The 26,449-nt window shown below is 66.3% G+C and carries 28 protein-coding genes; 17 read left to right on the top strand and 11 right to left on the bottom strand.

The window, feature by feature from the left end; genetic code table 11:
• Window positions 1-29 precede the first annotated feature (29 nt).
• The 3 genes from H7F35_RS24450 to H7F35_RS24460 all read left to right on the top strand — a co-directional run bounded on the left by H7F35_RS24450 (window position 30) and on the right by H7F35_RS24460 (window position 3,419).
• Entirely contained in the window at window positions 30-989 is a 960-nt protein-coding gene (locus tag H7F35_RS24450) for an ABC transporter permease (protein WP_187109145.1), read from the top strand.
• 416 nt (window positions 990-1,405) lie between these two features.
• Window positions 1,406-2,203: an ATP-binding cassette domain-containing protein gene (locus H7F35_RS24455; protein ID WP_187109146.1), complete on the top strand. Its 798-nt coding sequence runs from the start codon at window positions 1,406-1,408 to the stop codon at window positions 2,201-2,203.
• Complete coding sequence (locus H7F35_RS24460; RefSeq protein ID WP_187109147.1) at window positions 2,196-3,419, top strand: ROK family transcriptional regulator; 1,224 nt, start codon at window positions 2,196-2,198, stop codon at window positions 3,417-3,419. The genes H7F35_RS24455 and H7F35_RS24460 overlap by 8 nt, the downstream gene beginning before the upstream one ends.
• Before the next feature lie 12 nt (window positions 3,420-3,431).
• On the opposite strand, the gene H7F35_RS24465 is transcribed toward H7F35_RS24460, so the two are convergent.
• The 7 genes from H7F35_RS24465 to H7F35_RS24495 all read right to left on the bottom strand — a co-directional run bounded on the left by H7F35_RS24465 (window position 3,432) and on the right by H7F35_RS24495 (window position 9,527).
• Complete coding sequence (locus H7F35_RS24465; protein WP_187109148.1) at window positions 3,432-3,836, bottom strand: DUF6194 family protein; 405 nt, start codon at window positions 3,834-3,836, stop codon at window positions 3,432-3,434.
• Window positions 3,837-3,856: 20 nt separating this feature from the next.
• On the bottom strand, window positions 3,857-4,873 hold the full coding sequence (locus tag H7F35_RS24470; protein ID WP_187109149.1) for a Bug family tripartite tricarboxylate transporter substrate binding protein: 1,017 nt from the start codon (window positions 4,871-4,873) through the stop codon (window positions 3,857-3,859).
• 19 nt (window positions 4,874-4,892) lie between these two features.
• Window positions 4,893-6,311 (bottom strand): sensor histidine kinase, encoded by a 1,419-nt coding sequence (locus H7F35_RS24475; RefSeq protein WP_410010728.1) that lies wholly within the window; start codon window positions 6,309-6,311, stop codon window positions 4,893-4,895.
• On the bottom strand, window positions 6,312-6,977 hold the full coding sequence (locus H7F35_RS24480; RefSeq protein ID WP_187109150.1) for a response regulator: 666 nt from the start codon (window positions 6,975-6,977) through the stop codon (window positions 6,312-6,314). It lies immediately after the preceding gene.
• 25 nt (window positions 6,978-7,002) lie between these two features.
• Window positions 7,003-8,010, bottom strand: coding sequence for a Bug family tripartite tricarboxylate transporter substrate binding protein (locus tag H7F35_RS24485; protein WP_187109151.1), 1,008 nt, complete (start codon window positions 8,008-8,010; stop codon window positions 7,003-7,005).
• A gap of 69 nt (window positions 8,011-8,079) precedes the next feature.
• Window positions 8,080-8,727 carry a hypothetical protein gene (locus H7F35_RS24490; protein WP_187109152.1) on the bottom strand — a complete coding sequence of 216 codons (648 nt, stop codon included), beginning with the start codon at window positions 8,725-8,727 and terminating at the stop codon, window positions 8,080-8,082.
• 14 nt (window positions 8,728-8,741) lie between these two features.
• Complete coding sequence (locus tag H7F35_RS24495) at window positions 8,742-9,527, bottom strand: IclR family transcriptional regulator C-terminal domain-containing protein (protein WP_187109153.1); 786 nt, start codon at window positions 9,525-9,527, stop codon at window positions 8,742-8,744.
• Window positions 9,528-9,726: 199 nt separating this feature from the next.
• Between H7F35_RS24495 and H7F35_RS24500 the strand changes: the two genes are divergently transcribed.
• The 12 genes from H7F35_RS24500 to H7F35_RS24555 all read left to right on the top strand — a co-directional run bounded on the left by H7F35_RS24500 (window position 9,727) and on the right by H7F35_RS24555 (window position 22,923).
• A complete protein-coding gene (locus tag H7F35_RS24500; protein ID WP_187109154.1) occupies window positions 9,727-10,650 on the top strand; it encodes a shikimate dehydrogenase family protein in 924 nt (307 codons plus the stop codon).
• A 36-nt stretch (window positions 10,651-10,686) separates the two neighbouring features.
• The gene (locus tag H7F35_RS24505; protein WP_187109155.1) at window positions 10,687-11,520 is read left to right on the top strand and encodes a shikimate dehydrogenase family protein; all 834 of its coding nucleotides are present in this window, start codon (window positions 10,687-10,689) and stop codon (window positions 11,518-11,520) included.
• Between the two features lie 16 nt (window positions 11,521-11,536).
• Complete coding sequence (gene pcaB, locus H7F35_RS24510) at window positions 11,537-12,751, top strand: 3-carboxy-cis,cis-muconate cycloisomerase (RefSeq protein ID WP_187109156.1); 1,215 nt, start codon at window positions 11,537-11,539, stop codon at window positions 12,749-12,751.
• Window positions 12,748-13,182: a carboxymuconolactone decarboxylase family protein gene (locus H7F35_RS24515; RefSeq protein WP_187109157.1), complete on the top strand. Its 435-nt coding sequence runs from the start codon at window positions 12,748-12,750 to the stop codon at window positions 13,180-13,182. The genes pcaB and H7F35_RS24515 overlap by 4 nt, the downstream gene beginning before the upstream one ends.
• Window positions 13,179-14,405 carry a multidrug effflux MFS transporter gene (locus H7F35_RS24520; protein WP_187109158.1) on the top strand — a complete coding sequence of 409 codons (1,227 nt, stop codon included), beginning with the start codon at window positions 13,179-13,181 and terminating at the stop codon, window positions 14,403-14,405. Before H7F35_RS24515 ends, H7F35_RS24520 begins: the two co-directional genes overlap by 4 nt.
• Window positions 14,402-15,166: an alpha/beta fold hydrolase gene (locus H7F35_RS24525; RefSeq protein WP_187109159.1), complete on the top strand. Its 765-nt coding sequence runs from the start codon at window positions 14,402-14,404 to the stop codon at window positions 15,164-15,166. Before H7F35_RS24520 ends, H7F35_RS24525 begins: the two co-directional genes overlap by 4 nt.
• A 134-nt stretch (window positions 15,167-15,300) precedes the next feature.
• Window positions 15,301-17,193 carry a bifunctional sugar phosphate isomerase/epimerase/4-hydroxyphenylpyruvate dioxygenase family protein gene (locus H7F35_RS24530; protein WP_187109160.1) on the top strand — a complete coding sequence of 631 codons (1,893 nt, stop codon included), beginning with the start codon at window positions 15,301-15,303 and terminating at the stop codon, window positions 17,191-17,193.
• Between the two features lie 34 nt (window positions 17,194-17,227).
• Window positions 17,228-18,637 (top strand): MFS transporter, encoded by a 1,410-nt coding sequence (locus tag H7F35_RS24535; protein ID WP_187109161.1) that lies wholly within the window; start codon window positions 17,228-17,230, stop codon window positions 18,635-18,637.
• Between the two features lie 46 nt (window positions 18,638-18,683).
• Entirely contained in the window at window positions 18,684-19,358 is a 675-nt protein-coding gene (locus tag H7F35_RS24540; protein WP_187109162.1) for a DsbA family oxidoreductase, read from the top strand.
• A 120-nt stretch (window positions 19,359-19,478) separates the two neighbouring features.
• Window positions 19,479-19,958, top strand: a complete 480-nt coding sequence (locus H7F35_RS24545; protein WP_187109163.1) for a hypothetical protein — start codon at window positions 19,479-19,481, stop codon at window positions 19,956-19,958.
• A gap of 5 nt (window positions 19,959-19,963) precedes the next feature.
• The gene (locus tag H7F35_RS24550; protein ID WP_261803332.1) at window positions 19,964-21,553 is read left to right on the top strand and encodes a DUF1800 domain-containing protein; all 1,590 of its coding nucleotides are present in this window, start codon (window positions 19,964-19,966) and stop codon (window positions 21,551-21,553) included.
• 158 nt (window positions 21,554-21,711) lie between these two features.
• Window positions 21,712-22,923: a DUF1501 domain-containing protein gene (locus H7F35_RS24555; RefSeq protein WP_187109164.1), complete on the top strand. Its 1,212-nt coding sequence runs from the start codon at window positions 21,712-21,714 to the stop codon at window positions 22,921-22,923.
• 267 nt (window positions 22,924-23,190) lie between these two features.
• Here the strand turns inward: H7F35_RS24555 and H7F35_RS24560 are convergent, their stop codons facing one another.
• Entirely contained in the window at window positions 23,191-23,526 is a 336-nt protein-coding gene (locus H7F35_RS24560) for a YrhB domain-containing protein (RefSeq protein WP_187109165.1), read from the bottom strand.
• A 616-nt stretch (window positions 23,527-24,142) separates the two neighbouring features.
• On the opposite strand from H7F35_RS24560, the gene H7F35_RS24565 reads away from it, so the two are divergent.
• Both H7F35_RS24565 and H7F35_RS24570 read left to right on the top strand, forming a co-directional pair.
• Entirely contained in the window at window positions 24,143-24,493 is a 351-nt protein-coding gene (locus H7F35_RS24565) for a hypothetical protein (RefSeq protein WP_187109166.1), read from the top strand.
• 111 nt (window positions 24,494-24,604) lie between these two features.
• A complete protein-coding gene (locus H7F35_RS24570; protein WP_187109167.1) occupies window positions 24,605-25,111 on the top strand; it encodes a hypothetical protein in 507 nt (168 codons plus the stop codon).
• On the opposite strand, the gene H7F35_RS24575 is transcribed toward H7F35_RS24570, so the two are convergent.
• The 3 genes from H7F35_RS24575 to H7F35_RS24585 all read right to left on the bottom strand — a co-directional run bounded on the left by H7F35_RS24575 (window position 25,108) and on the right by H7F35_RS24585 (window position 26,417).
• The gene (locus H7F35_RS24575; protein ID WP_187109168.1) at window positions 25,108-25,377 is read right to left on the bottom strand and encodes a hypothetical protein; all 270 of its coding nucleotides are present in this window, start codon (window positions 25,375-25,377) and stop codon (window positions 25,108-25,110) included. The genes H7F35_RS24570 and H7F35_RS24575 overlap by 4 nt on opposite strands.
• 117 nt (window positions 25,378-25,494) lie before the next feature.
• Window positions 25,495-25,869 (bottom strand): hypothetical protein, encoded by a 375-nt coding sequence (locus tag H7F35_RS24580; RefSeq protein WP_187109169.1) that lies wholly within the window; start codon window positions 25,867-25,869, stop codon window positions 25,495-25,497.
• 11 nt (window positions 25,870-25,880) lie between these two features.
• The gene (locus H7F35_RS24585; protein WP_187109170.1) at window positions 25,881-26,417 is read right to left on the bottom strand and encodes a hypothetical protein; all 537 of its coding nucleotides are present in this window, start codon (window positions 26,415-26,417) and stop codon (window positions 25,881-25,883) included.
• Window positions 26,418-26,449: the final 32 nt, after the last annotated feature.

Genomic DNA, 26,449 nt, shown 5'->3' on the forward strand with positions numbered 1-26,449 from the left:
GAACAGAGAGCCCCAGGGAGAACACACCGATGGCGAAATCCGCAACGCACCACATTCCGTGGGGCGCCCTGGGGCCGTGGCTGGCCCTTCTTGGCGCATGCATTTTCTTTGCGACCCAGTCCGACCGTTTCCTCACGGGCGGCAACCTCTCGCTGATCCTGCAGCAGGTGATGGTGGTCGGCGTGATCGCCATCGGCCAGACGCTCATCATCCTCACCGCGGGCATCGACTTGTCGTGCGGCATGGTGATGGCGTTGGGCGGAATCATCATGACCAAGTTCGCGACCGAGCTGGGCATGCCGGTGCCGGTGGCCATCCTGTGCGGCATCGGTGTGACCACGCTGTTCGGTTTGCTCAACGGCCTGCTGGTCACGCGCATCAAGCTGCCGCCTTTCATCGTGACGCTGGGCACGCTGAACATCGCCTTCGCGATCACTCAACTCTATTCGTCGTCGCAGACCATCACCGACCTGCCCGCCGGCCTCACGGGGCTGGGCACCACCTTCGCCATCGGCAGCGCCGAAGTGGCGTGGGGCTCGGTGCTGATGGTGGCGCTCTATGCGCTTGCGTGGTTCGTGCTGCGCGAGACGGCGGCGGGGCGTCATATCTACGCGGTCGGCAACAACGCCGAGGCCACGCGGCTGGTCGGCATTCCGACGCAGCGCGTGCTGCTCGGTGTGTACGTGGCGGCGGGTGTGCTGTATGGCATTGCCTCGCTGTTGTCGGTGGCACGCACTGGCGTGGGCGACCCGAACGCAGGCCAGACCGAGAACCTCGACGCCATCACGGCGGTGGTGCTCGGCGGCACCAGCCTGTTCGGCGGACGCGGCATCGTGCTGGGCTCGCTGATCGGTGTGCTGATCGTGGGCGTGTTCCGCAACGGGCTCACGCTGATGGGCGTGTCGTCGATCTACCAGGTGCTGGTGACGGGCGTGCTCGTGATTCTTGCGGTGGCTGCTGATCAGCTGTCGCGTCGGGGAGCTCGCTAGCATGAGACGCTCCTTTTGTCTTCGCGCACTTTGTGTTGCTGTTGGGTCGGCTCTTGGTGTTTCGGGCTGCTGTTCAGGGCGTCGCTCACGCCGACACGGTGCTCTTTTTCGCGAATGTCCCCCGCTTCGCTCCTCCTTTATTTCGCGAAAAAGAGCCCCGTATCGACGTGAGCGTTGGACCGAGCGGTGGTTGATCGCAGGATCACCAGCAGCGTGCCCATGTGCGAATGACACCGGGTGCTCCCCGCAGCGAAATAAAGGAGGAGCGAAGCGGGGGACATTCGCGGAGGGGAGCTCCTGGTGCCATTCGCACGCACCCCGAATGCAGCCGCCCCCGAAACAGCAAAGTCAACAAAAGCACCTCGACCAGTTTCATGCGCGTCGTGGGGCGCACACCAGCGTGATGGAAAACTGAAATGAACGCAGTGGCAAACCCCAAGATCGTGATGCAGGCCAAGGGCCTGGTGAAGCGCTACGGCCAGGTCGTCGCACTCGACGGTGTCGACTTCGAACTGCGCGAAGGAGAAATCCTCGCGGTGATCGGCGACAACGGCGCAGGCAAGTCTTCGCTCATCAAGGCGCTGTCGGGTGCGGTTGTGCCCGACCAGGGCGAGATCCTGCTCGACGGTGCGCTCGTGCACTTTCGCAATCCGCTCGATGCGCGCCGCGCCGGCATCGAGACGGTCTATCAAGACCTGGCCGTGGCACCCGCCATGACCATCTACGAGAACCTCTTCCTCGGCCGCGAATTGCGTCGCCCCGGCTTCCTGGGCAACGTGCTTGGCATGCTCGACAAGAAGAAGATGCTGCAGGAAAGCATGGCGCGCATGTCCGACCTGAAGGTCGGCATCCAGTCGATGACGCAGGCGGTCGAAACGCTCTCGGGCGGACAGCGCCAGTGCGTGGCGGTGGCACGCAGCGCGGCCTTCGCGCGGCACGTCGTCATCATGGACGAGCCCACCGCCGCGCTCGGCGTGAAAGAAGGCAACATGGTGCTGGAGTTGATCCGCCGCGTGCGCGATCGCGGCCTGCCCGTGGTGCTCATCAGCCACAACATGCCACACGTGTTCGAGGTGGCCGATCGCATCCACGTCGCGCGTCTCGGCAAACGCGCCGCCGTGCTCAACCCGAAGAAGATCAGCATGAGCGACACGGTGGCCGTGATGACCGGCGCCATGACCGCCGACCAGTTGCCCGCGGAGGCGCATGCCTGATGCAGGAACCACTGCGCGCCCACCCGACCTGCTGCGCCCGCGCGGCTCCAACCAGGTCGGCATGCGCCAGTTCAACGAACGCGTGGTACTGCAGGCGCTGCGCGTTCACACGAGCCTGCCCAAGGCCGACCTCGCACGGCTGACCGGGCTGAGCGCGCAGACCATCGGGCTCATCACCGCGCGGCTCGAAGAAGACCAACTGATCGTCAAGCAGAGCCGCGTGCGCGGCCGCATAGGGCAACCTTCGGTGCCGCTGGCGCTCAACCCCGATGGCGCCTTCGCCATTGGCATCAAGGTCGGGCGGCGCGGCGCCGAATGGCTGCTGATCGACTTCACCGCGCAGGTGCGCGAGCGCCATGCGATCAGCTATGCCTTTCCGGACGTGGAAGAGCTGTTGCCCGCCATCGCGCAGCACATCCATCGGTTGCGTGACGGGCTCGGGCCGTTGGCGGTTCGCAATGTCGGCGCAGGCGTGGCGGCGCCGTTCCAGCTCGGCGGCTGGCACCGCACGCTGGGGCTGTCGAAGGCGCAGTCCGACCGCTGGAACCAGATGGATCTGGCGGCCGAGGTGCGTGCGCGCACCGACGTGCCGGTGAGCTTCGCGCGCGACACGGTGGCTGCTTGCGTGGCCGAACTGGTCGGTGGGCGGGGGCACGACCTCAAGAGCTTTCTCTACATCTTTGTCGATACCTTCGTGGGGGGCGGCCTGGTCATCAACTCGCACCTGCACACGGGTGGCCATGGCAATGCGGGTGCACTCGCTTCATTGCCCGTGCAGCCACCCAGCGTCGGCGGCGCGCTGCCGCAGCAACTGATGGCGCAAGCCTCGCTGTGGGAGCTGGAGCAGCGCCTGCGCAGCGAAGGCCTCGATGCCACCGCAGCCTATGACGACCGCGCGTTGCAGGCGCCATACGCCGCCGCCACCCAGGCATGGCTGGCGACCGCATCGCAGGCGCTGGCGCACGCCATCGTGAGCGGCACCGCGATGCTCGACCTGCCCGATGTGGTGATGGATGGTTCAATGTCGCGCGGGCTGCTGCAAGCGCTGCTCGACCAGACCCGCGCCGCCTTGGCGCAATGCAACTGGGAAGGCCTGTGGGCGCCGCAGCTACACGGCGGCAGGGCAGGCGCGCAGGCCTGCGCGCTCGGTGGCGCGATGCTGCCGCTGCACGCCAACTTCGCGCCTGATCACGATGTCTTCCTGAAGGCTGCCTGAGACGGACTGCAGCTACTTCGCCTTGTCGCGCGAACGTGCGAGAGCGAGTGCTTCGGCGATCAGCGGCTTCACCGTCGCGAAGGTCTTCGCGCTCGGGTTGATGACGCTGACCCAGTACATCTTGGCGTACACGGGATGCGGCATCAGCTTGTCCAACGCGGCGTAGTCGACGCCAGCGGTATCCGCCTCGCCAAACAGCGCGCGAAAGGTCTCCTTGCCCACGCCAGTGTTCAGGCGGAACACGCCGGGGCGGTCCAGCTTCGAGGCGCTGTCGAACTCGCTGTCCTTCGTCACGATCGTGGCAAAGGGGAACTTGTTGTCCGCGTTGTGGAAGAAGAAGGTGTTGTCGTCAGCCACCTGAAAGTGGCCGCCGGCCAGGAGGTCGATGAAGTGTTCGGTGATGGCGTCTTCGGTCATGGGCGCGATCTTGCCTGCGTTCAGGGATGCCAGCGCCGAAGGCCCAGTTCGTCTGCAAGCTGGCGATAGGTCTTGATCTGCGCCTGCACGTAGTCGTCGAGCGCGGGGCCGGTCAGGTCGAAGGGGTAGAGCCCGTGCTGTTCGCGCAATGCGGCATAGCCGGGCGCGGCGCTCGCTTCGCGAAAGGCAGCGGTCCATGCGCGCACGGCGGCCTCGGGCACGTCCGCGCTCAGGTAGAGGCCGCGAACGGTCGGCCACACCAGGTCCACGCCTTGCTCGCGCGCGGTCGGCACGCCGGTGAGCACACCGCCCAGGCGCTTGTCGGACAGCACGGCCAGCAGGCGCACCGTCGCGCCGCTCGCAATGGCCTGCAGGGCTTCGGCCGCGTCGCCGGGGAACACGTCGACGTGCTTGCCCTGCATTGCGCCCAGCGCGTCGCCGCCGCCCTCGAAGGACACGAAGCGCATGGCCTTGTGGTCGCGCCCCGCGGCGCGCACCAGCAGCGCGGCCTTCACCCAGTCCTGGCTGCCGACGGTGCCGCCCGCGCCGAAGGCGATGCGCGACGGCTCTAGCCGCAGCGCGGCGACCAGGTCCTGCAGGCGCTTGTAGGGCGAGTCGCGGTGCACCGCAATCACGCCGTAGTCGGTGCCCAGCGTGGCGATCCAGCGCACGGCCGATGGCGGATGCGGGCCGAAGCGGCCTTGCGCGAGGTTGAGCAGCGAGCCACTTGAAAACGCAACCAGCGTGCCCGGCCCGCCGAGGCGACCGGTGGCGATGCGGTCGAAGGCGACAGCGCCGATGCCGCCCGGCAGATAGCGTTGCGCCAACGGCGCACGTGCAGGGCGCACCGCCTGCAACGCGTCGCGTGCGAGCGCGCAAGTCAATGCGAAGCCGCCGCCGGCCTTGGCGGGAATCACGCATTCGGCAGGGCCCTGCGAGGGATCGTCCGCCGCCATTGCGCGCAGGCCGAACCATGGCATCAGCAGCGCGGACAGCGCGCGAAGGGCATGGCGGCGGGTGGCGGGGATTGGCTGCATGAGTGTGGCGGCGTGCCGTTCAGGCAGCGGCAGGGCGAGGCCACCAGATGATCGCATGCAAGCCCGTGCCGGCCTCGCGGGATTCGAGTCGCAACTCGCCACGGTGCCGCTGCGCGATGGAGCGTGCAATGGCCAGACCGAGTCCGAATCCGCCCTTGCCTGCGCGCGCGCCACGCCGGAAGCGCTGGCCCAGCGCGGCGCGTTCTTCTTCGCTCAGGCCTGGGCCGTCGTCTTCGACGTTGAGGCTCCAGCCTGCCGCATCGCCCGCGGCGAAGAGCGTGATCGTTCCTTCGACGGGCGTGTAGGCGATGGCGTTCGTCACCAGGTTGCTCAATGCCTCGCGCATGAGCCCCCGATCTGCAGTGGCCGCAAATTCCGGCACGGGCGAATGAATGCCCAGGTCGATGCGCTTGGCACGCGCCAGCGGCAGCAGGTCGACCGCCACTTCGCGCAGCAGCGCCGCAAGATCGAATTCGGCGGGCTCGACCGATACCGTGTCGCTGCGGCCGAGCGCCAGCAGTTGCTGTGCGCTGCGCGTCGCGCGGCCGATCTCGGTGCCCAGCGCATCGAGCGCGACCTGCACCTGCGCCGGATCTTGTTCGCGCCGTGCGTAGTCGGCCTGCATCTGCAGCGTGGTCAGGTGCGTGCGCAACTGGTGCGAGGCATCGTCCAGAAACTGGCGCTGCTGCGTCACCAGGTCTTGCGTGCGTGACATCTGCTGGTTGACCGCTGCCACCAGCGGCCGCACCTCGGCCGGCAGGTCGGCCTCCGCGATGCGCGTCAGGTCGTCGGGCGTGCGTGACTGCACCTCGCGCGCCAGCCGCGACAGCGGCCGCAGCGCCGCTGCGAGCGCAAAGGCGGTGCCGCACAACAGCATCGCCAGCACCAGCCCGTCACGCAGCGCTGCGCTGCGCACGAAGCGCGCGCTGAACTCCTGCCGCGAGCGCGTGCTCTCACCCACCTGGATCAGCACGCTGCGGCCCGCGCTGCCGGCTGGTGCGCGGTCGAGGTCACGCCGGTAGGCGGCCAGCCGCACGGCTTCGCCGAAGTAGATGGCGTCGTAGAAGGCCGGCACGCCCATCGCCAGTTCGACCGGCGGTGCGGGCAGGTCCGCGCTGCCCAGTTCGACCAGCCCGTCGGAGGTCGCGACCCGAAAGAACACCTGACCGCTGGCTGTCAGCTCGAAGAACTCGAACATCGTGTACGGCAGTTCGACCGAGAGGCCACCCGAGGCGGTCGAGATATTGGCGTCGATGGATTTCAGCGCGCCCAGCAGCGAGCGGTCGTAGGCCGCATTGGCAGCAGCCAATGCATCGTGCCGCGTCATCCACAGTTCGAGGCCCGTCACCACCAGCAGGGCGGGGAACAGCAGCAGCGCGAGCCGCTGCCACAGGCTCGCGCGGCGCAGCCGTTCACGCAGGCGCAGCAACGCGCTCACTCAGTCCGCTTCCAATACGTAGCCGAGCCCGCGCAGCGTGACGATGCGCACGCCGCTGCCGTCCAGGCGCTTGCGCAACCGATAGACAAAAACCTCTACCGCCTCGGGGTGCACTTCTTCGTCGTCGGAAAACACCCGCTCCAGGATCTGCTGCTTGGACAGCGGCTCGCCACTGCGCTGCACCAGCACGCGCAGCACCGCCAGCTCGCGCGGCGACAGGGCGAGTGCTTCGCCGTTCAGCGTGAAATGCCGCCGCGCGCTGTCGTACACCAGCGGGCCGCAAGCCAGGCGCGGATGCTCGACGCCGCGCGCCCGGCGCACCAGCGCATGCAGGCGCGCTTCCAGTTCGGCCAGTGCGAAGGGCTTGGCCAGAAAGTCGTCGGCACCCGCGTTGAGCGAGGCGACACGCTCGTTCACCGAATCGCGCGCCGTGAGAATCAGCGCCGGCAGCCGCTGGTCGCGCTCGCGCAGGCGTTGCAGCACCGTGTGGCCGTCCATGCCGGGCAGGCCCAGGTCGAGCACCAGTGCGTCGTGGTCGCGCTGCTGCAGCGCCCGGTCGGCCAGCCGCCCGTCGTCCACCCATTCGACCTGGATGCCCGCATGCTCCAGCGCCTTGCAGAGCCAGGTGCCCAGGGTGTGTTCGTCTTCGGCCAGCAGGATGCGCATGGCGCGATGCTAGAGCGTGAAACGCTCAATCAGGCTTGATGTTTGCCCTTGCGATGACTTTCTGCCAGCGCGCCTGCTCGGCCGCGATGAACTGCGTGAACTGCTCGGGCGTGCCGCCAACGGCTTCGGCCGCATCGGCGGTCAGGCGTTGCATCGAGTCGGGCGACTTCACCGCCTTCATCGTCTCGGCCGAGAGCTTGACCAGGTTGGCCGGCGCGAAATTGGCCGGTGCCAGCATGCCGTACCACTGCGTCATCTCGAAGCCGGGGAAGCCTTGCTCGGCCACGGTCGGCACATCGGGCAACTGCGGCAGCCGCTTGACCGAGCCGGTGGCGATGCAGCGCAACTTGCCGGCCTTGATGAAGGGAATGATGGCCGCCGCACCGATGGCCGAGGCATCGAGCCGGCCCGAGAGCAGGTCGGTCACCATCGGCCCGGTGCCCCGGTAGGGCACGTGCAGCATGAACACATCGGCCGTCATCTTCAGGTACTCGAAGGCCAGGTGGCCGGCGCTGCCGTTGCCGGCGGAGCCGTAGCTCAGCTTGCCCGGCTTCGACTTGGCGTAGGCGATGAATTCCTTGAGGTTCTTCGCCGGCACGTCGGGGTGCACCACGTACAAGCTGGGCACCTTGGCCAGCAGGCTCACGGGCTTGAAGTCCTTGTTGGCGTCGTAGGGCAGCTTGGCAAAGATGTACGGGTTGACCGCTAGCGTGCCGATGTGTCCGAGGATGATCGTGTGCTGGTCGGTGCTGCGCGCCACCTCGCTCATCGCGATGTTGCCGGCCGCGCCCGGCTTGTTGTCGACGAACACGCTCTGGCCCAAGGTGCGCGAGAGTTCAGCGGCCGTGGAGCGCGCGACGATTTCCGAGCTGCCGCCCGGCGCGAAGGGCACAACGAAGCGGATCGACTTGCTGGGCCAGGTGTCTTGCGCCGAGGCCAGGGAAGGCAGCAGGCCGCCGAGCGTCAGGGCGCCGCCGGCTTGCAGCCAGTGGCGGCGGTTCAGTGCTGCGTCATTCGGGAAGAGGTCGGACATGGGGCTTTGTCTCCAGCGCTTTTGGTTTGAAAGCGCGCATCCTGCCCGGTGGATGCTGTCGGAATGCTGTCAGTTTCTAGGGGTCCAATAATCCCGGCCGAATTCGCGGGTGAGCCTGGCGATGAGCGCTTCGACGCGAGTCATCACGCCCGCGACCTGCGCCCGCACGGGTTCGTGGGCAAAGCGCAGGTTGTGGTGCGTGGCGCCCGAGTCTGGGTCGCCCTCCCGCAGGTAGAGCGTTCCGTCGTGCAGGTGCAGGTCGAACTCCCAACCCTGCTCATAGCAGGAAAACACTTCGCCCGCTTCGTCGGTGGCCAGCGACTCGATGAAGAGCCGGCCGTCGATGAAGTGGTCATGCCACGGAAAGCTCAGCACAAGCCCGCCCGGCACATGGACGACCGGTCGGTTCCAGAAATAGGCGCCGCGGCGCGGGTCCTTGCCGTGGTGCGCGGCCTTGTCGAACACGTCGCGGTAGTGCCGGCACAGCGCGTCTGCCTTGCCGATACTGTCTGCTGACAGAACGAAGTGCTGCGCCACGAGGGGAATCGCCGGCGGCTCCAGCGGCTCGCGCAGGGCTTCCCATTGCACCGCCGAAAAACCGTTCTCTGGGCCGAAGTAAAACGACGGCGCAATCACGAAGCCGATGTCGATCTGCACGCCTTCCACCGGCTCGGATTGCCGGGCCCACTCAGGCAGTTCGGGCGCGGGGAGGGTCATGGCGGTGGCGACGATCAGATCAGGTTGCGCATCGCCTGCGCCGTCTCGCGCAGCACCGGCAGCACGCGCGCCACCGCGTCTTCGGAGCTTTCATGCCCCATCGGCATCGTGATGTTCAGCGCACCCACCAGCGCGCCGTGCCGGTCGCGCAGCGGCACCGCGATGCCGCGTGAATTGAGGTCGAGCTGCTGCTCCGACAGCGCCCAGCCCTGCGTCCGGATGCGCGCGAGTTCGAGCTTCATGCGTTCCATGCTCGCGATGGTGTGCGGGGTGAACACCTGCAGTTGCCGCGTCGACAGCCACTCGTTCAGCTCCGCGTCGCCGCGCAGCGCGAGCATCAGCATGCCCGCGGCCGTGACCTGCGCCGGCACGCGCGCGCCCAGCACGTAGCCGGTGCTCATGCTGCGGTTGGGGCCGTTGCGCGCGATGTAGATCACCTCGTCGCCGTCCATCACGCTGAGGTAGGCGATCTCGTTGGTGCCGGCGGCCACGCGCTGCAGAAAGGGCTGCACCACGCGCGGCAGGCGGGCCGATTCCAGGTACGAGCGGCCCAGGCGCAGCACACGCGGCGTGAGCCAGAACAGCTTGCCGTCGCTCGCCACGTAGCCCATGTGCTGCAGCGTCAGCAGGTAGCGCCTTGCGGCGGTGCGCGTCATGTCCGTGCGCTGGCCGGCCTGGCTGGCGGTCAGGCGCGGGTTGGCATCGTCGAAGGCTTCGATGATGCTCACGCCGCGCTCCAGGCCGGCAATCCAGTCGCGCTTGTCCAGGCCGGTGGGCGGGGTCGAATCGTCCTTGCTCATGGGCGGAAGTGTGCCTGCGGTGGCCGGTTTTGAAGCTGCATAAAGTGGGGGTGAAAACCCTTGGTTTGAACGATTAACGATTTTTAAAGATCGATGATCGAACGTTTGGCCTGTTCGGGGCTGCGCAAGAGAGAGGATCGGACTATAAAGCTCGGCATCCGGCCTCCCAAAGAGCGATTGACGAACGGAAAGCAAGCACATGAGCCATTCCATCAGCGGCAGCACCCAGGCGTATCTGATCCCGGGCGATCCGGTCCGCAACGTGCGGCTGCCGCGCATGTTCAACGCCGCCTTCGAGCGCTTCGGCATCGACGCCGTGCTGCTGCCCATGCAGGTGCCGGTGCGCGACTTCGCGGTGTTCTTCAAGTCGGCCTTTCTTGCGCGCAATGTGCGCGGCATGGTGATCGCGCCGCCGCACAAGCCGCTGGTGGTCGACCTGCTCGACGGCTGCGGCCTGTTCGGGCGCGTGGCAGGCTCGGTCAACGTGGTGCGACGCACCGAGGGCGACCAGCTCGAAGGCGACCTGTTCGACGGCGAAGGCCTCATCGGTGCGCTCGACCACTACAACACGCCCTTTCGCGGCAAGCGCGTGCTGATCCTCGGCGCGGGCGTGAGCGCCGCGGCCATCGGCGTGGCGCTGGCCGAGGGCGGCACGGTGAATGGCGCGGAGCACATCGCCTTCTACGACAGCGCAGCGGGCAAGGCGGCTGGCGTGGCCGCCAAGCTCGATGCCTTCTTCGACGCCACGGTGGTCGCGGTCGACAGCAACGCGCCCGAGGGCTACGACCTCGTGATCAACGCCACGCCGCTGGGGCTGGTCGAGGGCGATGCGCTGCCGCTCGACGTGGCGCGCATGGACAGCCATGCGGCGCTGTTCGACATTCTTCTGCGCAACCAGCCCACGCCGCTGGTGCGCGCGGCCCGTGCGCGCGGGCTTCATGCACAGGCCGGCTTCGAGATGCTGATCCAGCAGATGCCGCATTACCTGCGCTACTTCGGTCACGCCGATGCGGCCACGGCGCTGCGGGCCGATGCGAATTTTTTGCGCGAGATCGTCTATCCGCCGGCCATGCATGGCGAGATTTCGCAGCCGATCCGCTACCACTCCGTGAACGTCGCCTGACAAGGTGAGCCTCATCCTTTCAACGAAACGAGTCCCATGATTTCCGGCAAGACAACGCTCATCGCCCACCTCGGCTATCCCACCGAGGCCTTCAAGGCGCCGATGATCTACAACCCCTGGTTCGACAAGCAGGGCATCGATGCGGTAGTGGTGCCGATGGGTGTGAAGCCCGAGGATTACGCGGCCTCGCTGCCGCAGATCTTCAAGCTCTCGAACATCCGCGGCGCGCTCGTCACGATGCCGCACAAGGTCACGACGATGGCGCTGGTGGACGAAGTGACGCCGACCGCGCGCGTCGCGGGCGCCTGCAACGCCATCCTCAAGCGGCCCGACGGCACGCTGCTGGGCGACCAGTTCGACGGCGCCGGTTTCGTGCGCGGCGTGGAGCGCAAGGGACGGCTGTTCAAGGGCACGCGGGTGCTGGTGTCCGGCACCGGTGGTGTGGGTTCGGCCATTGCGGCGTCGATCGCGGCGGCCGGTGCGGCCGAGCTGATGCTGTTCGACATGAGCGATGCGTCGGCCAATGCGCTGGCCGCGCGCCTGCGCGAAAACTACCCGCAGATGACGGTGACCACGGGCTCCAAAGACCCGGCCGGCTTCGACGTGGTTGTCAACGCCACGCCGCTCGGCATGAAGGAGGGCGACCCGCTGCCCTTCGACGTGGACCGCATCAGCCCCGACACCTTCGTCGGCGAGGTCGTGATGAAGACCGAATACACGCCGCTGCTGCAGGCCGCCAAGGCCAAAGGCTGCCAGGTGCAGGTCGGCACCGACATGCTCTTCGAGATGATCCCGGCCTACCTGGAGTTCTTCGGTTTTGGCACAGCGTCCCCGGAGGAATTGCGTGCCGTGGCCCAATTGAAATACTGAAAGACCAGGTCACCGCATGAGTATTTTTGAAGGTTTTCTTTCCACATCCGAAACGCTCGGCGCATTCAGCGACCGCGCGTTCGTCGACGCAATGTTGCGTTTCGAGGCCGCGCTCGCGCGGGCGCAATCCGCGGAAGGGCTGATTCCCGAAAGCGCCGCGCATTCGATCGTCAGCAGTTGCAAGGTCGAGCTGTTCGACGTGGCGAAGATCGTCCGCGAAAGCGGACGTGCCGGCAGCGTCGCGATCCCGCTGGTCAAGGCTTTGCGCGAGGCCGTGGGCCTGTTCAATGCCGACGCCGTGCCCTTCGTGCATTTCGGCAGCACCAGCCAGGATGTGATCGACAGCGCGATGGCGCTGGTCACGCGCGAGGCGGTGGCGCTCATCGAGGCCGATCTCGCCAAGGCGGCAGATGCCTTGCTGCGCCTGGCGACCACGCACGCCGAAACGCCGATGCTCGCGCGCACGCTGATGCAGCCGGCCTCGGTCACCAGCTTCGGCTTCAAGTGCGCGGGCTGGGCTGCGCCGCTGGTGCGCAGTCGCATCCGCCTGCGCGAGGCGGCCAGGCATGCGCTGCAGTTGCAGCTCGGTGGCGCCGTCGGCACGCTGGCGCAGATGAAGGGGCAGGGGGCAGCAGTGCGCCAGCGCATGGCCAAGGAACTGGGCCTGGGCGATCCCGGCGCGACGTGGCATACACAGCGCGACGAATGGGTCGCGCTCGGCTGCGAGCTGGGCCTGATCACCGGCAGCCTTGGCAAGATCGCCGTCGACATCGCGCTGCTCGGCCAATATGAAGTGGGCGAAGTCGCCGAGCCCAGCGAGCCCGGCCGTGGCGGTTCGTCGGCAATGCCGCACAAGCGCAACCCTGTCGCCTCGATGGTCGCCATTGCCGCCGCGCACCGCGCGCCGCAGCGCGTGGCCGCCTTGCTCGGTGCCATGCCGCAGCAGCACGAACGCGCGCTCGGCGCATGGCAGGCCGAACTGGCCGAATGGCCGCAACTGCTGATGTCGGCGCATGGCAGCGTGCGCGCCATGGCCGGGGCATTGCCCGGCCTCCAGGTCGACGCTGCACGCATGCGCGCCAACATCGATCGCTTGCGCGCTGAGCTGCCGCGCGACGCGGCCGACGAATGGTTCGACCCCGCGCTTGCCATCAACGCCGGCCAGATTGCGCTCGCGGAAGTGAAAGCGCTTCAAGCCAAGCTTTCAGAAAACAAGGAACTCGCTCAATGACCGCCCCCCAAACCCCGAGCAACGACTATGAAGACGGGCTGCTCAACCGCCGCCGCGTGCTCGGCGACGCCTGGGTCGACAAGTCGCTGGCCAACCGCAATGAATTCAACGCCGAGTTCCAGGAACTGATCACGCGCCACGCGTGGAATGACATCTGGGGTCGCCCCGCGCTGGGCGACAAGACGCGCCGCTACATGGTGCTGTCGATGATGCTGGGCATCCACGCCTACGAAGAGTTCGCGATGCATGTGCGCGCCGCGCTCGACGGCCCGCCCGAGTCGCGCCTCACGCCGCAAGACATCAAGGAAGTGATCATGATGGCCGCCATCTACTGCGGCGTGCCGGTGGCCAACCATGCCTTCGGCATTGCCACGAACATCCTGCGCGAGAAAGGCCTGCTGCCCGCGACACCTGCGCCCGCGGCGCAGTGAACGCGCCGGTCGCCCCGAAGAGGGGCCGCTTCGACGTCAGCTTCACCTTGCTGCTGCCGCTGCTGCTGGCAGCGCAACCGGTGGCCACCGACAGCTACCTGCCCGCGCTCCCCGCCATCGCGAAGGAGCTGGGCTCGGCCAGCACCAGCCTCACGCTGTTCGTGCTGGCCTTCGGCTTTGCGCAACTGCTGTGCGGCCCGCTGGCCGACCGCTTCGGCAGAAGGCCCGTGCTGCTCGCGGGACTCGCCTGCTACGTGATCGCGGCCTTTGGCGGCGCCTTCGCAGGCAGCGTGGCGGTGCTCGCGGGCTGGCGCACGCTGCAGGGCTTTTCGATGGCGGCCATCCTCGTGTGTTCGCGCGCGGCGGTGCGCGATCTCTATCCGGCGCACGAAGGCCCGCATGTCATGGCCCGCGGCCTCACGGGGCTGGGCATGGTCGGGCTGGTGGCGCCACTGCTCGGTGCATGGCTGGTGCAGGGCGCAGGGTGGCGTTGGGTGATGGTCGCGATGGCCGTCTATTCGCTGCTGCTGTTTGCGCTGTGCTGGCGCTCCTTCGGCGAAACGCGCAAGCCGATGGCGGATGGCGAATCGTCCGCGCCGCGCGGCAGCACGCGCGCCGTGTTCGCCAGCCGTTCCTTCCGGGCTTGGGCCTCGGTGGCGGCGACGACTTATGGCGGGCTGTTCTGCTTTCTGCTGCTGTCGCCGATGGTCTACATCGGCTACCTGGGCTGGTCGCCCGCGATGTACGGCTGGATTCCGGCCGGTGGCTCGCTGGTCTACATCTTCAGCACCACCATGTGCCGCAGCCTCTTGCGCCGCTACGGGCCGGTGCGTACCGTGCGGCTCGGTGCCTCGCTGAGCCTGACGGGCGCCGTCATCCAGGCGCTGGGCTGCTGGCTGATGCCGCTGAGCGCCGTGCCTTTGCTCTTCGGCCATGCCGTGTACTGCCTGGGTCACGGCATTCATCAACCGTGCGGGCAGGCCGGCGCGGTGGGCGACCTGCCGCACCTTGCGGGCCGGGCCGTGTCTTGGTCCGGCTTCGGCATGATGATGGTTGCGTTCTGCGCGGGGCAACTGGCCGCGCGTTTTGTCGATGCCGATTTTTCGCACGGCGCCTGGCCGATGGTCGTGCCGATGCTGCTCGCCGGCAGCGTGCTGATGGCCATTGCGTTCCTGTGGCTGCCGCGTCTTCATCAACACCCGATAAAGGAAAGCTCACCATGACCCGTTTGAATGTCGTTCGCGAGGGCGATGGCCCGATCGTCGTGCTCAGCCATGCGCTCGGTTGCGACCTGCACATGTGGGACGGCGTGGCCGCGCGACTGGCGCGCGCCCACACGGTGATCCGCTACGACCACCGCAACCACGGCGCGTCCGAGGTGGTGCCCGGCGCGCTGCGCATCGAGACGCTGGCGCAGGACGCGGCCGACCTCATCCAGCGCGAGGCGGACGGCGAGCCCGTGCACTTCGTGGGCCTGTCGATGGGCGGCATGACCGCGCAGGCGCTGGCAGTGCGTCACCCCGAACTGCTCAAGACCGTGGTGATCGCCAATTCGTCGGCGCACTACCCCGATCAGTCTCCGTGGCGCGCCCGCGCCGAAACGGTCAACGCCAAGGGCGTGGCTGCCATCGCACCCGGCGCCGTGGCGCGCTGGCTCACGCCGGCCTTTGTCGCCACGCCCGAAGGCGCCATCGCGGCGAAGGCGCTGCACGACGTGCTGGTGCGCACCGATGCGCAGGGCTACATCGAGAGCTGCAACGCCGTGGCGGCCATCGACTTTCGCGACAGCAACCACCGCATTGCCGTGCCCACGCTGGTGATCGGCGGGCTGCAGGACGAGGCCACGCCGATGGCGATGTCCGAAGCCGTGGCGGCGGCCATTCCGGGTGCGCGCCTGGCGACCATTGACGCGGCGCACGTGAGCGCGGTCGAGCGCCCGGCCGAGTTCGCGCAACTGCTGATCGATTTCTGGCGCAGCCTTTGACGGCTGCCGGCCGGCTCCTTGACCTAGGTGTATCCCGTATTTCGTCCGAATAATGAACGCTGGCGTTCGATAATCGATCAGGTGGACGTCGAATAGATTGTGGCGCGGCCCGGGTGTTCCTAAAGTCCACCCCCATGCACCGCTCCATTGCCACCGTGTCGCTCAGCGGCACCCTTCGCCAGAAGCTCGAAGCCGTCTCGGCCGCGGGCTTCGATGGCATCGAGCTGTTCGAGGCCGACTTCATCAACTTCAAGGGCACGGCCGCCGAGTTGCGCGGCATCGTCGCCGACCTGGGCCTGGCCATCGACCTCTACCAGCCCTTCCGCGATTTCGAGGGCATGCCCGAGCCGCAGTTCCGCCGCAGCCTGGAGCGCGCCGAGCGCAAGTTCGACCTGATGGAGGCGATGGGCGCGCCAATGGTGCTGTGCTGCTCCAACACCTCGCCGCTGGCAATCAACGACCCGGCGCGTGCAGCCGCGCAACTGCATGAATTGGCCGAGCGCGCCGCGCGCCGCAACCTGCGCGTGGGCTTCGAGGCGCTGGCCTGGGGCCGCCACACATCGCTCTACCGCCAGGCCTGGGACATCGTGAAGCAGGCGAACCACGCGCACCTCGGCCTGATCCTCGACAGCTTTCACACGCTGTCGCTGAAGGACGATCCGGCGGGCATCGTCGACATTCCGGGCGACAAGATCTTCTTCTTGCAGATGGCCGATGCGCCGCTGCTGGCCATGGATGTGCTGCAGTGGGCACGGCACCACCGCTCGTTCCCGGGGCAGGGCGATTTCGAGGTGGTCGGCTTCTTCGAGAAGGTGCTGCTGGCGGGCTACACCGGGCCGCTGTCGCTGGAAATCTTCAACGACATCTTTCGCGAGACACCCAACCGCCGCACCGCCGTCGATGCGATGCGCTCGCTGCTGTACCTCGAAAGCGAAACGCGTCAGCGGCTGGCCTCGGCAGCGAATGCGCCCGCGCAGCCGCAGCGCGTCGAGCTGTTCCATCCGCCGGCGGCGCCGGCGCTTTCGGGCCTGTCGTTCATCGAGTTCGCGGCCGACGAGGCTTCGGCCGAAACGCTGGGCACGCTGTTGCGGCAACTGGGCTTTCGCCGCGTCGGTACGCACCGCTCCAAGGCCGTGACGCTGTACCGCCAGGGCGAGACGCACCTCATCGTCAACGCGCAGCCCGACTCCTTCGCGCGCAGCCGCTTCGATGCACACGGCACCTCGGTCTGCGCGCTGGGCGTGCGCTGCGCCGACCCGCTCGCGGCCGTGGGCCGCGCCACCGCCATGCGTTCGCAGCGGCACGACAGCCCGGTCGGCCCGAACGAAATGCGTGTGCCGGCCGTCATCGCGCCGGGCGGCAACCTCATTCATTTCGTGCCGGAAGCGCTGGGCGCGAACGGGCTGTACGAGGCCGACTTCATCCTCGAAGAAGACGAAGGCGAGGCCGCCAACGACGCCGGCCTGCAGCGTATCGACCACGTGGCCCTGGGCCTTGCGCTCGACCAGCTCGACACCTGGGTGCTGTTCACGCGCGCCGTGCTCGGCCTGGAGCCTGGCGAAAGCCTGGAGCTGGCAGACCCCTTCGGCCTCATTCGCAGCCGCGGTGTGGCCAATGCAGACCGCCGCCTGCGCCTGGTGCTCAACGTGTCGCTGAGCCAGCGCACCCGCACCGCGCGCACGCTGAGCGTGACGGGCGGCGGTGCGGTGCACCACATCGCGCTGAGCTGCGAAGACATCTTCGATTCGGTCGCCAGGCTGCGCGCCAACGGCACGCGCTTCGTGCCCATCTCCGACAACTACTACGACGACCTTGCGACGCGCATCGACATCGCGCCCGAACTGCTGGCACGCATGCGTGCGGCGGGCGTGCTGTTCGACCGCTCGCCGGCCGGCGACTACCTGCATATCTATACCGAGAGTTTCGAGGGAGGACTGTTCTTCGAGGTCGCACAGCGCGTCGGTGCCTACGACGCCTACGGTGCCCTCAACGCACCGGCGCGCATGGCTTCGCAAGCGCAGGACTGATTGATTTTTTTCGTCAACACTGGAGACACAACACATGGCCAACACCACAGCCCATGAGCCGCAAGGCAGGCACCAGTCGAAGAAGGCCGCGGCAAGCGGCTGGATCGGCTCGGCGCTGGAGTACTACGACTTCTTCATCTACGCCACTGCCGCGGCGCTGATCTTTCCGCAGATCTTCTTTCCCAAGGGCGACCCCAAGACCGCCATCATCGCGTCGCTCGCGACCTACGGCGTGGGCTATGTCGCGCGCCCCATCGGCGCCTTTGTGCTCGGCCACTGGGGCGACACGCACGGCCGCAAGCAGGTGCTGGTGCTGTGCATGTTCCTGATGGGCTTCTCGACCGTGGCCGTCGGCCTGCTGCCGACCTATGACCAGGTCGGCCTGCTGGCCCCCGCGCTGCTGGTGCTGCTGCGGCTCATCCAGGGCTTTGCGGTGGCCGGCGAAATCTCGGGCGCCAGCTCGATGATTCTTGAGCACGCACCCTTCGGTCGTCGCGGCTTCTTCGCGAGCTTCACGCTGCAGGGCGTGCAGGCCGGCCAGATCCTGGCGGCTGCCGTCTTCCTGCCGCTCGCGCACTACATGCCTGAAGAAGCCTTCAACTCGTGGGGCTGGCGCATTCCGTTCCTGCTGAGCTTCCTCGTCATCGTGGCCGGCTACATCATCCGCCGCGAGGTCGATGAAACGCCGGCCTTCGCCGAAGTCGACAAGAAGGGCGAAGTGCCGAAGTCGCCCATCGTGCAGGCCTTCACCGACAGCTGGGCCGACATGCTGCGCGTGGTCTGCATGGCGCTGATGAACGTCATTCCGGTGGTGGCCACCGTGTTCGGCGCGGCCTATGCCGTGCAGGCCGCCTACGGCATCGGCTTCCAGAAAGACGTGTACCTGTGGATTCCGGTGCTCGGCAACATCCTCGCGGTGCTGGTGATTCCGTACGTGGGCAACCTGTCGGACCGCATCGGCCGCAAGCCGCCGATCATCGTGGGCGCGCTGGCTTCGGGGCTGCTGTCCTTCGTGTACCTGTATGCCATCAGCATCCGCAACGTGCCGCTGGCCATTGCCATGTCGCTGCTGATGTGGGGCATCGTCTACCAGGGCTACAACGCGACCTTCCCGAGCTTCTATCCGGAGCTGTTCCGCACCCGCAACCGCGTGTCGGCCATGGCCATCTCGCAGAACATCGGCACCACCATCACCGCGCTGCTGCCTGCGCTGTTCGCCGCCGTGGCGCCTCCGGGCTCGACCAATGTGTGGCTGACCGTGGGTGCGATCACCTTCGCAGTGACCATCCTGGCGGCACTCGCGGCCATGAGCGCACGCGAGACCTACCGCATCCGCATGAACGACCTCGGCAAGCCCGATGCCGTGCCGGTCGACAAGCAGGAATACGACCGCCTGCGCGAGCAGACGCTGGTGGACGCCCGCATGGCCAAGGCCGCTGCCTGAAAACCTTGTCCGCGCAAAGGGTTGTGGCGCCGTGAAGAATGGCGCCATGACCTCCCACCTCAAGATCGATTTCGTCTCCGATGTGTCCTGTCCCTGGTGCGCCGTTGGCCTGAGTTCGCTCGAGGCGGCCATCCAGCGGGTGGCACCGGACGTGTCCGTGGAACTGCACTTCCAGCCCTTCGAGCTGAACCCGCAGATGCCACCCGAAGGCCAGGACACCTTCGAGCACCTGAACCAGAAGTACGGCTCCACGCGTGAACAACAGGCGCAGTCGCGCGAGATGATCCGCCAGCGCGGCGCGGCCGTGGGTTTCGAGTTCAGCCCCGAAGGCCGCCCACGCGTGTACAACACCTTCGACGCACATCGCCTGCTGCATTGGGCCGAGCTTGAAAGCCCCGCCAAGCAGGCGGCGCTGAAAAAGCTGCTGCTGAAGGCCTACTTCACCGACAGCCAGAACCCTTCGGACACCGAAGTGCTGGTGCACGCGGCCACCGAGGCGGGCCTTGATGCGGCACGCGCCCGCGAGATTCTGGCAAGCGACGAGTTCGGGGCCGAGACCCGCGAGCGCGAACGCATGTACACCGACGCCGGCATTCACTCGGTGCCCGCGATCATCATCAACGACCAGCACCTGATCTCGGGCGGCCAGCCGGTCGAGGTGTTCGAGCGGGCGCTGCGCCAGATTGCCGGCGCTGCGCCAGCAACCCTGTCCACGGCCTGACCTGGCGGTGCAAACGGCCGCAACTTTGCGCGCCGTTACGAACGTAAAGAGCGTCAACGTGGAGCCGTGCACGGTGGTTGAGAAGAGCATCCTCAGTCACTGTCACCGTCAGGAGCTCCAATGAAGAAGAAAAGCCTACTCGCCGCCACCGCCGCACTGGCCCTCATGGCCGCGGTCTCCCTGCCAGCACTGGCGGACGAATACGGCAAGCATCCGTTCTACCTTCATGCCTTGTCCGACCTGCGCACCGCCGCCTGGCAGGTCGATCACCGCCGCCCTGAAGACGGACAGGTCTCGCGCGACGAGATGGTGGTGCACGACGAGATCAATGCCGCCATTGGCGACCTGCAACGCGCCGCATGGCTCGACGGCAAGCCCATCGAGTGGCGCGAACCCACCGACGCCTGGCTGCCACGCGAAGGCCGGCTGCACGCTGCCGTCGACCTGCTGCGCAAGGTGCGCTCGGATGTGGCGCGCGAAGAAGACGATCCGCGCTCGCGGGTGTTCCAGCAACGCGGCCTCGCGCACGTCGACGTGGCGCTCAATGTTGCGCAGCACGCCATCGGCGACGTTCGCCATCACGACATGCGCCGGGAGTGAGGCCGGTGACAGCTTCCGGCCTGTCTTTGCATCGCCGCGCGTCGCTGACGCTCGGTGCCTGTGCGCTGGCGCTGCTTGCGGCCTGCGCTACCGCACCGGGTAACCAGCGTCCGCTGGTCTCGGTCTCGCTGCCGTCCGCGCCGGTGAACGAAGCCACGCGCCTGCGCTGGCTCGACCGCGTGAGCTGGGGCGCCAACGCCAGCAGCGACGCGCAGCTCACGCAGCGCGGCCTCGCGTTGTGGATGCGCGACCAATTGAACCCGCGCCCAGCGCCGCTGCCGCCCGCCGCGCAGGCGCAGATCGACGCGATGACGATCTCGCACACGCCGCTCGACCAGCTCGTGCTCGGGCTCGATGCCCAGCGCAAGGCCGCCGATGCGATGCCCGACGAAGACCAGAAGAAGGCCGCGCGTCAGGCCTACCAGCAGGAACTGAACAAGCTCGCGCGTGAAGCCGAGCAACGCTTCGTGCTGCGCGCGCTCTATTCGCCGAACCAGCTCCAGGAGCAGATGACCTGGTTCTGGATGAACCACTTCAATGTCAACCTGCGCAAGGACAACATCCGCGCGATGGTGGGCGACTACGAAGAGAACGCCATCCGCCCGCATGCGCTCGGCAAGTTCCGCGATCTGCTCGGCGCCACGCTGCACCACCCGGCCATGCTGCGCTACCTCGACAACGCGCAGAACGGCGCCAACCGCATCAACGAGAACTACGCACGCGAGTTGATGGAGCTGCACACGCTGGGCGTGGGCAGCGGCTATTCACAGGCCGATGTGCAGGAACTGGCGCGCGTGCTCACCGGCGTGGGCGTGAGCTTTCAGCCGCTGGATGCGCCGCCGCCCAACGTGCGCCCGGCTGTGCGCGCGGACTACGTGCGCAGGGGCCTGTTCGAGTTCAACCCGAACCGGCACGACTACGGCCCCAAGACGCTGCTGGGCCAGCCGATCCAGCGGCACGGCCTGGCCGAGGCTGACGAAGCGCTCGACCGCCTGGCGCGCGCGCCGGCCACCGCGCGCTTCATCTCGCGCAAGCTGGCCGTGTATTTCGTGGCCGACGAGCCGCCGCAGGCATTGGTCGACCGCATGGCCGCGGCCTTCACGCGCAGCGATGGCGATATCGCGATCACGCTCAAGGCCTTGTTCGAGTCGCCCGAGTTCGCCGCATCGCTGGGCCACAAGTTCCGCGACCCGGTGCACTACGTGATGGCCGGCGTGCGGTTGGCGTATGACGACCGCGTGGTGCAGAACGTGGGCCCGATGCTGAACTGGATCAACCGCATGGGCGAGCCGCTGTATGGGCATGAAACGCCCGACGGCTATCCGCTCAACGAAGCGGCATGGGCCAGCGCGGGCCAGATGAACACGCGCTTCGAGATTGCGCGTGCTATCGGCGCCAATGGCGCGGTGCTGTTCCGCACCGACGACAAGGCACCGCTGGAGAAGCCGGCCTTTCCGCAACTGGCCGAATCGCGCGCGGTGCGTGCAATGCAAGGTGGGCTGGGCGCGGACACGCGCGAGGCGTTGGCACAGGCGAAGAACCCGCAGGAGTGGAACACCTTCCTGCTGGCCTCGCCCGAGCTGATGCGCCGCTGAGGTTTTTGGTTTTTCTCCCTCCCCCGCTGGGGGAGGGCAGGGGTGGGGGCAAGCGGCGTTTAATGAAGCGCCAAGGCAACAACGAACGCTGCCGAGCCCCCATCCCAACCTTCCCCCAAAGGGGGAAGGAGCAAGGCAAGAAGAAAGGAAATATCGTCATGCAACGTCGAGAACTCTTGAAGCTCATGGCCGCCGCCCCCTTCGCGGGCGCCGCCGGCCAATTGATGGCCGCGCCCGCGGCCGAAGGCGCCAAGCTGCTGGTCGTGTTCTTGCGCGGCGCCTACGACTGCAGCAACCTGCTCGTGCCGACCTCCAGCGACTTCTATTACGCCTCGCGCCCCAACATCGCCATCGCGCGCCCCGGCCAGCCCAACGGCGCGCTGCCGCTCGACAGCAACTGGGGCCTGCACCCTGCGCTGGCGCAGAGCGTGATGCCGATGTTCCAGCAGAAGCAGGCATCGTTCATCGCCTTCGCTGGCACCGACGACCTCACGCGCAGCCACTTCGAGACGCAGGACTCCATCGAACTGGGCCAGGCCCTCGACAAGCGCCGCGACTACCGCTCAGGCTTTCTCAATCGACTGGCCGGCGTGCTCGGCGCGGGGCCGATCACTGATGTGTCGCCCATCGCCTTCACCGACCAGCTGCCGATCTCGCTGCGCGGCAACGCCAAGGCCGCCAACATGGCGCTCGCGGGCAACGCGCGCTCGGCGCTCGATGCGCGGCAAAGCCAGGTCATCGCGGCCATGTACCGCAACACTTCATTGGCGCAACCCGTGGCCGAGGGCTTCCAGGTGCGCGACGAAGTCATGCGCGCCGTGCAGGCCGAGATGGACGCGGCCAGCCGCAACGCCATGACCGCCAAGGGCTTCGAGTTGGTCGCGCGCCGCATGGCCCTGCTGATGCGCGACCGCTTCGACCTGGGCTTTGTCGACATCGGCGGTTGGGACACGCACGTGGGGCAGGGCGCGGGCACCGGCTACCTTGCCAACCGCTTTGAAGAATTGGGCCGCGGCGTCGCCGGCTTCGCGCAGGAAATGGGCGACGACGCCTGGCGCCAGACCGTCGTGGTCGTCATCAGCGAGTTCGGCCGCACCTTCCGCGAGAACGGCAATCGCGGGACGGACCACGGGCATGGCACTGTGTATTGGGTGCTTGGCGGTGGGCTGTCGGCGCAGGCGGGCGGGCGCGTTGTCGGCGAGCAGCAGGCGCTGACGCAGGCCACGCTGTTTCAGAACCGGGACTATCCGGTGCTGAATGAATACCGGGCGGTGTTTGGTGGGCTGTTCAGGCGGATGTATGGGTTGTCGCCTGCGCAGTTGGGGAAGGTGTTCGACGGGGTGGCGTCGAAGGATCTGCAATTGGTCTAGTGCAGGGCGCTCGAAGTCTCTGCACTTATGTGTAGAAGACGATTCGCCTGCTGAATGACCCCAAAGCGGTCGCGACCATCGGCCTCGAATAAGTACAGAACAGAGTGGCGCGCTGCACTAGACCCCGGCGCGGGCAAGACCAAGCGGGGCCTATGTGTGGGTCTATGCGCGACATGCCGGAGCGTTCGCCGGCGGACCTGAGCAACAGGATTCCCGAACTGCTACCGCGCGCGTGGACACCGGTTCAGCGGCTCAACTGGCTACTGGTTAAGACTCCCAGTGTGGTTGCTCGGGTGTCATCAGAAGCCGAGCGGGCGGAATCGAGGCCTCGTATTCCGCAAACCAATGCACGCCTCTTGGCCCAGCCAAACCGAAGGGGCCGACGCATAGGAGTTCGCCGTTCACGCGATCGATGAATATTGGGACGTTGCCCACAAGTGCGTTCTCTTCGACAGTGCGGTCGGCTAAGAATTTCTTACTGTTCCAGCAGAACATCCAGCCATATGGCTTTGTTATCGTGAGATCCCGGTCAAGCTCCGAGTTGCTCTCAGTGACGATGTCGACCCATGCTTCCGCAATCCTCCGTGCCTTCGAGAAATCCATCAAGCCATGCTCCTTGTCGCGCGGCGCGCGCCCTCGAAAGCCCGAATGTTGCCATGCCTTGTGCGCCGTGCAGGTGGCCGGTGTATGCCGATTGCTGACAGCAAGAAGGTCGCGCCGGCGCGTGGACTCGACGGTGCGTTGGCATGGAAGCTCGTGCCGATTCTTTTGCGCGATGTTCGATACAGGTTCACTTCGAGGAAAGCTGCGAAGAATGTGCTTCGTCGTCTGAAGTAGGCAGCCGCGGCTGCTCAAAGCTCGGTTGTGGCTGTACTCCGAATCGGAGCGCGTCAATGAGTGGCGAAAACTCAATGACGACCTTGCTCAAGCCTTCCCAAGCAGCTTGACGACCGCCACCGACACCGCTTACATTGCCTTCGCCTCGTGATAAGCGAGGCCGGGATTGGCGTCCCGCTGACATCCTGCGACGAAAGCCGCAGTCACCGCACATGGTCTGCGGCTTTTTTGTTCGCGCTTCCTTTTTAGGCGGCTCGAACGGGAGGGCTCGCGCCCTGCCGGTTTCCGCAAGGATGTCCCGGTACGCCAACCTGTTCGAGCTGCCGCCCCCGATTGGCGTCGGGTGCGTCGGTTTCTGCAAATCGACATCCTTGGGAGGCCCATGGCCCATGCTTCTTCAAACGACGCAAGCACCGACGCCCGTTGTGCTTGCACGCCTTATAGACCCATCGCCCAGTTCAAACCCTTCGAGTGGGTCCAAGGCGATCTGCTCGACCCATCCCGGCAAAGCCAAGCCGCATTCCTGAACGACGCACGCGATGTGGTGCAGGGCGTGCAGATGCTGGCCCAGTTGCTCGACTGGGATGAAGACCGGCGCAATGCCGCTTCGTCCGATGCGGACCCCGCGCCGCTTTTCGATGCCTGCCAGCGCGGCTCGCTGCAGCGGCTTCTCTCGGCAACGCTGGGTCTGCTTCACGCGCGTATCGAAGCACAGTGCGAGGCACTGATATGAAGGCGTAGCTCGTGGAGGGAGACAGGATGTCATTGGGTGAAGCGAAAATCTAGTTGTGACGGTCGTACGGCGGGAAGTAAAAAGTTCGTCGTAAATTGCGCCGGCGGGCGCTTGGGCTCGGCCAATCACGTGGCTGCGCAGGCGTTGAGCGCGTTGAAAGTTGGTGGAGAATTCACCGCTTCTTCACCGACTGCGAACGACACCGTGAGAACTCCTGCCCTTCTTCTCGTGCTGCCCGCACTGCTTGCGACAACAGGCTGCAACACCGTAGCAACCGGCGAGTTCATGAACAGTGTCAATACTGTCACGACCCCTGGCAAGTTCAAGAGGGTATTGGAGGGCCGTTATCGCAAGGCGGACCAGGCGAAGATGGTCGACTGCGTCAACGACGCGATGGCCAGTCCGGTCGAAACTACCCTGCTGCTGCAGTCGCGCCAGACCCGTCGTGCAGACGGCTACAGGGTGGACCTAGTGGTCGGTGCTTCCCAGTACCTGGTGGCCTACGTTCAAGACGATGGACGTTTCCAACTCGATAAGTCGGATTACGCCGGCGTCGTCAAGTTTTACAGGGAAGAGGCCGGGGCAAAGGCGTGCCTGGATCAATTCCGGGAGGGCTAGCAGCCGCGCCGCCAGATGGCCCAGAACGCCAGCCCGGTGCACGCACCGGTCAGCACGTACAAAAGGTCGCTGGGCTGAACTGGGCCCGGGTGCCGCAGATAAGCCGCAATGAGCGCGCAGACGACAAGACCCGAAGCCGTCGCCGACCACCACCGGATCAGGTGAAAGTAGCGAAATGCCATGAACAGCGGGCCTCCCAGGATAAAGACGATCGGGAGAGAAGAGAAATAGAGCAAAACCGCCATCGCCCAAGGCGATGCCGACATCAGCGTCGGGTCCGTTGCCAACAACAAGCCGTGACAGCGCGTACATGAATGGCGGAACAGCCGCTGCGACGAAAAGCCCGAGCATGGTGGCGTCGGCTTCGTTCATTCGGGAAGCGGTCATTGGTCTTTACCCGATGTCCAGATGATCCAGAAGCCCAGCGTCGCGGCAGCGCCGGCGAATCCCATCGGCGCCAATTCGCTTGCCACGATGGGCCTCGAAAACTGGATCAGAGCCGACACGCCACAGCCGGCAACAAAACCGAAACCGATGGTGGACCACCATCTCACCAGCTTCAGCGCCAGAAGCAGGAGGAAGGCTGGAACCGCGAGCATGGCCGTGGGGACGAGCGAGGCGACATAAAAAAGCGCCACAGTCGCCAGGTATCCGGTCGCAGTGCCTTGCGTCATTGCCGGACTGCCCAACGCGAGCACTACCGAAGAGATGAGCGGGGCAATGAGAAACCCGAGCCATGCGGCGGTCTGCTTCGTCACTTTGGTTCTCGTTATGGCTTGCCGACGACAGGCAGCAGCGGCGGCTTGAAGGGAAGCGGTGACCAGATCGCGTTCCAGACTTCCGCGAACCGTGTGAGCTCTTCGGTTTGCCCGACGTCGTCGGGCTGAAAAAGCTCCACTGCATGCCGCTTGGCGCCTATCTGTATCGACAAGGCGTAGTCGGGCCCGTGCAACATGAGCAGGGAAGGCTTGATCGTCTTGGGCAACTTTTCAAAGGATTGGGTCTGTGCGAGCGCGGCCAACTTCGAGATGGCGTCCAGATCAAAGAGGAACTCGCCCGAGAGTTCTCCTTGGGGCCGGCGGTTATTGAAGTAGCGGAAGTAACCCAGGCCGTCCGGTGTGAGATGCAGGCTCCATATCTCGCCATAGGAGCCGGCGGTCGAAAGCGTTGCCTTGATCTCGACATCGGGGATGGTTCTTGGCTTGGCGTTCGTTGGTTCGTCGGCGATGACGTGGGTCGTCGCCGCAAGGCAGCAGATGGCTGCGAGGGATCTGAGGCGACGCGCGAAGAAGCTGGAACGATTCATCAAAAGATATATAGCTCAAAACGGATCGTGGC

Source organism: Variovorax sp. PAMC26660 (assembly GCF_014302995.1).
Taxonomy (GTDB): domain Bacteria; phylum Pseudomonadota; class Gammaproteobacteria; order Burkholderiales; family Burkholderiaceae_C; genus Variovorax.